The following is a 6,901-nucleotide window of genomic DNA, read 5'->3' as shown; positions in this document are numbered from 1 at the left end:
GTAGTCGAAGGTGTCCGGGTTCGGGCCCTGCCGGCCGGCCTCGCCCCGGTCCAGCCCGGTGATCCGCTCGGCGTACCCCTGATCGGGGCCTTCCAACCGGTGATCAGGCCGGCTCGTCGAAGAGCACCGGCCAGGGGCGGGGCGCCGGCCCGGGCGGCGGCGCCGGGGGCTCCGACCCGTCGGCCAGCACCTCCGCCGCAAGCTGCCCGAACATCGGCGCGGCCGGGTGCGCGGCCCGGCGCGGCCAGGCCGCCGAGGTGCGCCGGACGAGCGGCGACCCGGCGACCGGCCGCCAGGCGATCCGGGGCTCCCGGCGCGCCGTCGCCGCCGGCTCGACCGCGACCCCGCCGCCCGCCAGCACCAACCCGAAGAGGAACTCCGGGTTCCGCGCCGGGCGGACCCGCCCCGGCGTGAACCCGTGCCGGCGGCAGACCTCCAGCAGGTGGTCGTGCCAGCCGGGCGCGGTGGCCCGGGGCGCGGTCACCAGGTCCAGTCCGGCCAGCGCCGCCAGCTCGACCTCCCGTCCCCGGGCCAGCGCCGAGGCGCGCGGCAGCAGCACCCCCAGCGGTACGTCGACGGCGGCACCGAGGCGCAGCCCGTCGTCGGTGACGGGATGGTGGAGCAGGCCGACGTCCAGCCGCCCCTCGCTGAGCATCCGCTCCTGCTCGCCGCTGGTCAGCTCGTGCAGGTCGACGTCGAGCCCGGGGGCGCGCTCGGCCAGCCGGTCGAGCAGCTCGCGCAGGGTCACGGCCGGTGTCTCCGGCGGCACCCCCGCCCGGAGCACCCCCGACACGCCGTCGCGCACCTGGCGCATCAGGTTGCGCAGCCGGCCCTCCCCGGCCAGCAGTTCCTCGGCCTCGCCGACGAGCAACTGGCCGGCGGTGGTCAGCCGCACCTGCCGCCGGGACCGGTCGAACAGTTCGACCGCCAACTCCCGCTCCAGGCGCTGCACCGACTGGCTCAGCGGCGGCTGGGCCATGCCGAGCCGCTCGGCCGCCCGCCCGAAGTGCAGCTCGTCGGCGACCACCACGAAGTGCCGCAGGTGCCGGAGCAGGTCCACGGCCGGACCCTACGCCAGCGCGAGATCTTGGTACCGAAGCGCCCCTCGGGGGGCACTTTTCTACCAAGATCTGGTGTGCCGAGCGGCCGAGCGGCCGAGCGGCCGAGCGGCCGAGCGGCCGAGCGCTGCGTCCAGCGGGCGCGCGGTGGGCGGGGGCGGGGCAGCGGCTACCGTGCGCAGTGTGGTGGCGGAGCGGATCGTGGAGATCTTCGAGCGGGCCGGGGTCACCGGCTGCCTGCACGTCGTCGACCTCGACGCGGCCGGCGGCGGTGCCGGTCCGGGAGAGCCCGGCGGCCGGCTGGAGGTGGCGGTCCGGGCGGACGAGCAGGTGGTGATCGCCTCGATCTTCAAGGTGCTGCTGGTGCTGGAGTTCGCCCGGCAGGTGGTCGCCGGCCAGCTCGACCCCCGGGAACGGGTCCTCGTCACCGCCGACGACCGGCTCGGCGGGTGGGGGATCGCCGGCTGCGCCGACGACGCCGAGGTGTCGCTGCGGGACCTGGCCTACTTCGCCATGTCGGTCAGCGACAACACCGCCGCCGACCTGCTGCTGCGCCGGGTCGGGGCGGACGTGCTGCCGATGCTCGCCGCCGAGCTGGGGCTGCCGCGTACCCGGATCGCCGGCGGTCCCCGGCACCTGGTCGAGACGATGCTCGCCGACGTCGGCGCGCGGACGGAGGCGGACTTCGCCCGGATCTTTCCCACCCTGCCGCCCGAGCGGGTCCGCGCGATGCGGATGTTCGATCCCGCGCACACCACGTCGAGCACCGCCCGGGAGATCACCCGGCTGCTCGGCCTGATCTGGCGCGACGAGGCCGGCCCGCCCGAGGCGTGCGCGATGGTCCGGGGCTGGATGGCCCGGCAGCTCTTCTGGACCCGGCTGGCCGCCGGCTTCCCGCCGGGCGTGCGGGTGGCCGGCAAGACCGGCACCCTGCCGGGCCTGCACCTGGAGGCGGGCGTGGCCGAGTACCCCGACGGCGGGCGGTACGCCGTCGCCGTCTTCGTCCGCGCCACGCAGCTCGCCACCCGCCGCATCGACGTGGACCTGGCGATGGGCCAGGCCGCCCGAGCCGCCGTCGAGGGGCTGCGCGCCGGCTGAGTCTGTCGGCCGCAGGGCGGTGCCGACGACCCCGCTGAGCTGCTCCGATATGCGTCGGGATATCGACCGTGTCGGGCATGGATCTTGGACCTGGCGGGGGTCGTGCTGGTTGGCTCGGCACCGACCGATCAGCACCACGACGGGGAGAGTTCCGCATGCCCAACATCGACCGCCGCCGCTTCCTCCGCGACGCCGCCGCCAGCACCGCGCTGGTATCCGCCGGCGGGCTCGCCGGCGCCGCCCTGACCGGCCCGGCACACGCCGCGCCGCCGGCCACCGCGCCGGTCGCCGCCGCACCGGCCGGCCGCCGCAGCGGCCCGGTCAGCTTCCGCTGGTGGGGTACGTCCGCCTGGCGCATCGACGTCGGCGACCGGACCGTCCTGGTCGACCCCTTCCTCAGTCGGATCGACACGGGGCTGTTCAGGGGCGCCTTCGACCAGACCAAGAAGCTGGAGGTGCGCACCGACGTCGTGGACTCCCTGGTGGACCGTGCCGAGACGGTGCTCGTCACGCACACCCACTGGGACCACTACATGGACGTGCCGCACATCGCCGGCCGCACCGGCGCCCGGGTCTTCGGCACGCTGACCGCCTACCACCTCGGGCTGGCGTACGGGCTGCCGTCGGGGCAGCTCAGCCCGGTGCGGGGCGGGGAGGTGCTGGACTTCGGCGCGTACACGGTGGAGGTGGTCAGCTCCCTGCACAGCCGCAACAAGTCGTACTCGATGGCCTTCCCCGGCGTACGGGTCAGCCAGCCGGCGAAGCCGGAGACCATCGCCGACCTGCCCGAGGGCGACACCCTCGCGTACCAGCTACGGGTGCCCGGCGGCCCGTCGGTCTTCTTCATGGGCGCCAGCGACTTCGCCGAGCGGAACCTGACCGGGCTGGCCCCCGATGTGGCCATGCTGGCGCTGCCGAGCACCACGGTCACCGCCGACTACGCCGAGCGGCTGCTCGACGCGCTGGACCGGCCGAAGGTCGTGGTGCCGGTGCACTTCGACAACTTCGAGACCGAGCTGCGCAACCCCGTGCCCATGGCGCCGACGGACCGCGAGCGGCTGGACGCGTTCCTCGCCGCCATCCGCCGGGTCTCGCCGCGCAGCCGGGTGATCGTGCCGGAGTACCACACCGCGTACCACTTCTGAGCAACGCGCGACGGGCCGCGGGCGGCAGCCCCCGGCCCGTCGTCGCGCCCGGGTCGGCCGCCGATGCGGGACCGGACGGCGAGGGCTCAGCCCGTCGACATACCGGCCAGTGCCCGCACCGAGCGCCAGTTGCGGGTAGTCGCCACCACGCCGAGCTTCTTCTCCAGGTGGTTGTTGGTGAACCTCGACCGGCCGTAGCCGCCGTCGGGATGGTGCAGGTATACCTCGCGCCCGGCGACCGTGAACGCCACGTTCTCGCCGTCGGGCACGGTCAGGGCGGCCACGGCGGCCGGGTCGGGCGCGGTCGCGAGGAAGACCACCATCAGCCGCGTGGGGTCGTCCTCCCGCCCGGCGTACGGGTTGCCGCCGGCCACCGCCGCCAGTTCCCGGCCGCTGCGCACCAGCACCGGCACCGTCAGCCCCAGCTCGTCGGCGATGGCCCGCTCGATGCCCCGCGCCAGCGCGTCGGCGTCGCGCACCGTGCTGCCGAAGACCACGTTCCCGCTCTGCAGGTACGTCTGCGCGTCGTGGTGGCCGAGGCCGGTGACCAGCCGGCGCAGGTCGGCCATGGCGACCTTCGCGCCGCCGACGTTGACCCCGCGCAGCAACGCGACCCACCTGTCCACACGACCTCCTCGACCCGCCGGTACGGGCCAGCCTAGGGCGTGGGTCGACGTCGGTCGCGGCCGTCGTCGCCGGGGCGGGGCCCGCCGCTCAGCACTCCGTGCTGGAGTGCCGGGTCCGTGATCCGTACCATCGGTTCTCGACAGCGGCCCCCGGCAACGGGTGCCGCGAGCGGAGCGGGACCACGGACACCGGCATGCGGGCTCATGCCGGTCGACCGGCGTGCGACCGCCCCAAGCGAGAGACCTCGCCCAGCGGTCCGCGCGCACCCATCCGTACCGGAAGGACACCGCCATGCGCGCTCCCTGGACGCGCCGTCACCGCCTTCTGCCGGGGCTGCTGGCCCTGGCCTGCCTCGCCACCGTCGCCGTGGCCGCCGCCGTTCCACTGACCAGCCCGCCCGCCCGCGCCGCCGACCCCGTCGTGGTGCTCGACGCCACCTTCGAGGACGGCACCACCGAGGGCTTCCGGCCCCGGGCCGGGGAGACCGTCGCGGTCAGCACCGCCGTCGCCCACGGCGGCACCCGCAGCCTGCTCGCCTCCGGCCGCACCGCGAGTTGGCAGGGCCCCGCCCTCGACCTGCTCGACGAGATGGTCAAGGGCACCCGCTACACGCTGACGGTGTGGGTGCGGCTCGCCGCCGGCCAGTCGCCCGGCCAGGTCCGGCTCAGCGTGCAACGCGACTCCGGCGGCACCTCCGCCTACGACCAGGTGGTGGGCGACACCGCCGTCACCGCCGATGCCTGGGTCCGGCTCACCGGCACGTACGTGCTCGCGCACGACGTGGACGGGTTGTCGGCGTACGTGGAGACCGCCAGCGGCACCGCCGACCTGCACATCGACGACTTCACCATGGCGTCCCAGCCGACCAAGCCGGTGCAGACCGACATCCCGGCCCTGCGTGAGGTGCTGGCCGCCGACTTCCCGATCGGGGCGGCGATCGGCAACCGGCAGATCATCGGCGACCAGGCCACCCTGCTGCGCCGGCACTTCGACACGGTGACCCCGGGCAACGCGCTCAAGTGGGACGCCACCCAGCCGGCCGAGGGCACCTTCCGGTGGGGCGACGCCGATGCGCAGGTCGGCTTCGCCACCGACAACGACCTGGCGGTACGCGGACACACCCTCGTCTGGCACCAGCAGACCCCGGCCTGGGTCTTCACCGACACCGACGGCACCCCGCTGACCTCGGACCCGGCCGACAAGGCCCTGCTGCTGTCCCGGCTGGAGGCGCACATCCGCGCGGTCGTCGGCCGCTACGGCGACGCCATCGGGGTCTGGGACGTCGCCAACGAGGTGGTCGACGAGAACCAGTCCGACGGGCTGCGGCGCAGCCGCTGGTACGAGATCAGCGGGCTGGACTACCTGCGTACCGCGTTCCGGGTGGCCCGGGAGGTCGCGCCGACGGCCAAGCTCTACATCAACGACTACAACACCAACGTGCCGGCCAAGCGCGACAAGCTGCGCAACCTGGTGAGCCAGCTGCGCGCCGAAGGGGTGCCGATCGACGGCGTCGGGCACCAGATGCACGTCAACGTCCAGTGGCCGTCGATCGCCGAGACCGAGGCGATGCTCCAGGCGTTCGTCCCGCTCGGGGTGGAGCAGCAGGTCACCGAGATGGACGTCAGCATCTACGTAGACAGCAGCGAGTCCTTCCCCACCCCGCCGGCCGACCGGCTGCTGACCCAGGCGTACCGGTACCGGGACCTGTTCGCCCTCTACCGCCGCTACGCCGACGAGTTGACCTCGGTGACCCTGTGGGGGCTGGCGGACGACGACACCTGGCTGGACACCTTCCCGGTGGCCCGCAAGGACGCGCCGCTGCTGTTCGACACGGAACTCCAGGCCAAGTCGGCGTACTGGGGGATCGTCGACCCGACCCGGATCAACCCCACCCCGACGCCGACGGTCAGCCCGACGGTCTCGCCAACCGCCAGCCCGACGGTCTCGCCGACCGTCAGCCCGACCATTTCGCCGACGGTCTCGCCGACCGGGGGGCCGGACGCCTGTCGGGCGACGTACACCGTCTCCAACCAGTGGCCGGGCGGCTTCCAGGCGAGCGTCAGGATCACGAACACCGGCGGGCGGGCGCACGACGGCTGGACGGTGCGCTGGCGGTTCCCGGACGGGCAGCGGATCAGCCAGCTCTGGAACGGCACGGTCCGGCAGGACGGCCCGGACGTGTCGGTCACCCCCACGTCCTGGAACTCCGTCCTGCCCGCCGGCGGGACGGTCGAGTTCGGCTTCCTCGCCGGGTGGTCCACGAGCAACGACCGCCCGGCCGACTTCACCCTCGACGGACTGGCCTGCGCGACCGGCTGACCCACCGGCCCGTCGTACCGCCGCCCGACCTGCCCGCCTCCGGTCGGTGGCCGGCCGCCGTACCAGCGCGACGGTGTCTGGTGGAAGGGCCGTACCCGAGGTGTCAGCGGGCGACGGTGGGCGATGGCCGGGCCGGGCAGGCCCGGCCATCGCCGTGTCCGGCGCCCGGACGGCGCGGCGGAGCCGGGCCGGGACCCCCACGGATGCCGGAGACGCCGTCCGCTCCGGTCCGGCGTCAGAGCCGGCGGAAGGCGGGGTCCGGCGTCAGAGCCGGCGGATGGCGGCGGAGGCGAGGCGGAAGCCGATGGTGCGGTCGACGATGCGGGCGACCAGGTCCGCCTTCCGCAGCCCGCCGACGCCGCGCAACTCCAGGCTCGCGGCGAGCACCCGCAGGTCGCGGGCGGTCCAGCCGGAGAGGTACGCCGTACCGTCGTCGCGGCGGGACATGGACGCCAGCGCGGCCCGGGCCGCCACCGGGTCCGGCGCGGACGCCGCCCGCCGGGCTGACGGGCGCGCGGGGGCCCCGCCCCGGCCGGCGGATTCGGTGGCCGGCTGCCCGGCGGAGGCAGTCCCGTCGGCGGATTCGGCGGCCGGTTGCCCGGCGGGACTGGGCCGGTCGGCGCGTGCTGTGGCCGGGTGCCCGGCGGGGGCGGT

Annotated in this window: 5 protein-coding genes and 1 pseudogene; 3 read left to right on the top strand and 3 right to left on the bottom strand. The window is 75.0% G+C overall.

All coding sequences use genetic code 11. The features are described 5' to 3' along the window. Nucleotides 1-103: 103 nt before the first annotated feature. Nucleotides 104-1,060: a LysR family transcriptional regulator gene (locus tag F6X68_RS28865; RefSeq protein ID WP_151457212.1), complete on the bottom strand. Its 957-nt coding sequence runs from the start codon at nt 1,058-1,060 to the stop codon at nt 104-106. 181 nt (nt 1,061-1,241) lie between these two features. Here F6X68_RS28865 and F6X68_RS28860 point away from each other — a divergent pair, with 181 nt between their 5' ends. Further along, complete coding sequence (locus F6X68_RS28860; RefSeq protein WP_151457211.1) at nt 1,242-2,156, top strand: serine hydrolase; 915 nt, start codon at nt 1,242-1,244, stop codon at nt 2,154-2,156. Nucleotides 2,157-2,311: 155 nt separating this feature from the next. After that, nucleotides 2,312-3,301 carry an MBL fold metallo-hydrolase gene (locus F6X68_RS28855; RefSeq protein ID WP_151457210.1) on the top strand — a complete coding sequence of 330 codons (990 nt, stop codon included), beginning with the start codon at nt 2,312-2,314 and terminating at the stop codon, nt 3,299-3,301. An 86-nt stretch (nt 3,302-3,387) separates the two neighbouring features. Here the strand turns inward: F6X68_RS28855 and F6X68_RS28850 are convergent, their stop codons facing one another. Next, nucleotides 3,388-3,927, bottom strand: a complete 540-nt coding sequence (locus F6X68_RS28850) for a DUF1697 domain-containing protein (protein ID WP_151457209.1) — start codon at nt 3,925-3,927, stop codon at nt 3,388-3,390. Between the two features lie 292 nt (nt 3,928-4,219). Between F6X68_RS28850 and F6X68_RS28845 the strand changes: the two genes are divergently transcribed. Then, nucleotides 4,220-6,247, top strand: coding sequence for an endo-1,4-beta-xylanase (locus F6X68_RS28845; protein ID WP_151457208.1), 2,028 nt, complete (start codon nt 4,220-4,222; stop codon nt 6,245-6,247). A 264-nt stretch (nt 6,248-6,511) separates the two neighbouring features. Here F6X68_RS28845 and F6X68_RS34480 read toward each other — a convergent pair. Then, nucleotides 6,512-6,901, bottom strand: a pseudogene (locus tag F6X68_RS34480) (hypothetical protein); the annotation flags it as partial.

Source organism: Micromonospora sp. AMSO12t, from assembly GCF_008806585.1.
GTDB lineage: Bacteria > Actinomycetota > Actinomycetes > Mycobacteriales > Micromonosporaceae > Micromonospora > Micromonospora reichwaldensis.
Note: the sequence above shows the minus strand (reverse complement) of the source record. Positions and strands in the feature narration are given on the sequence as shown.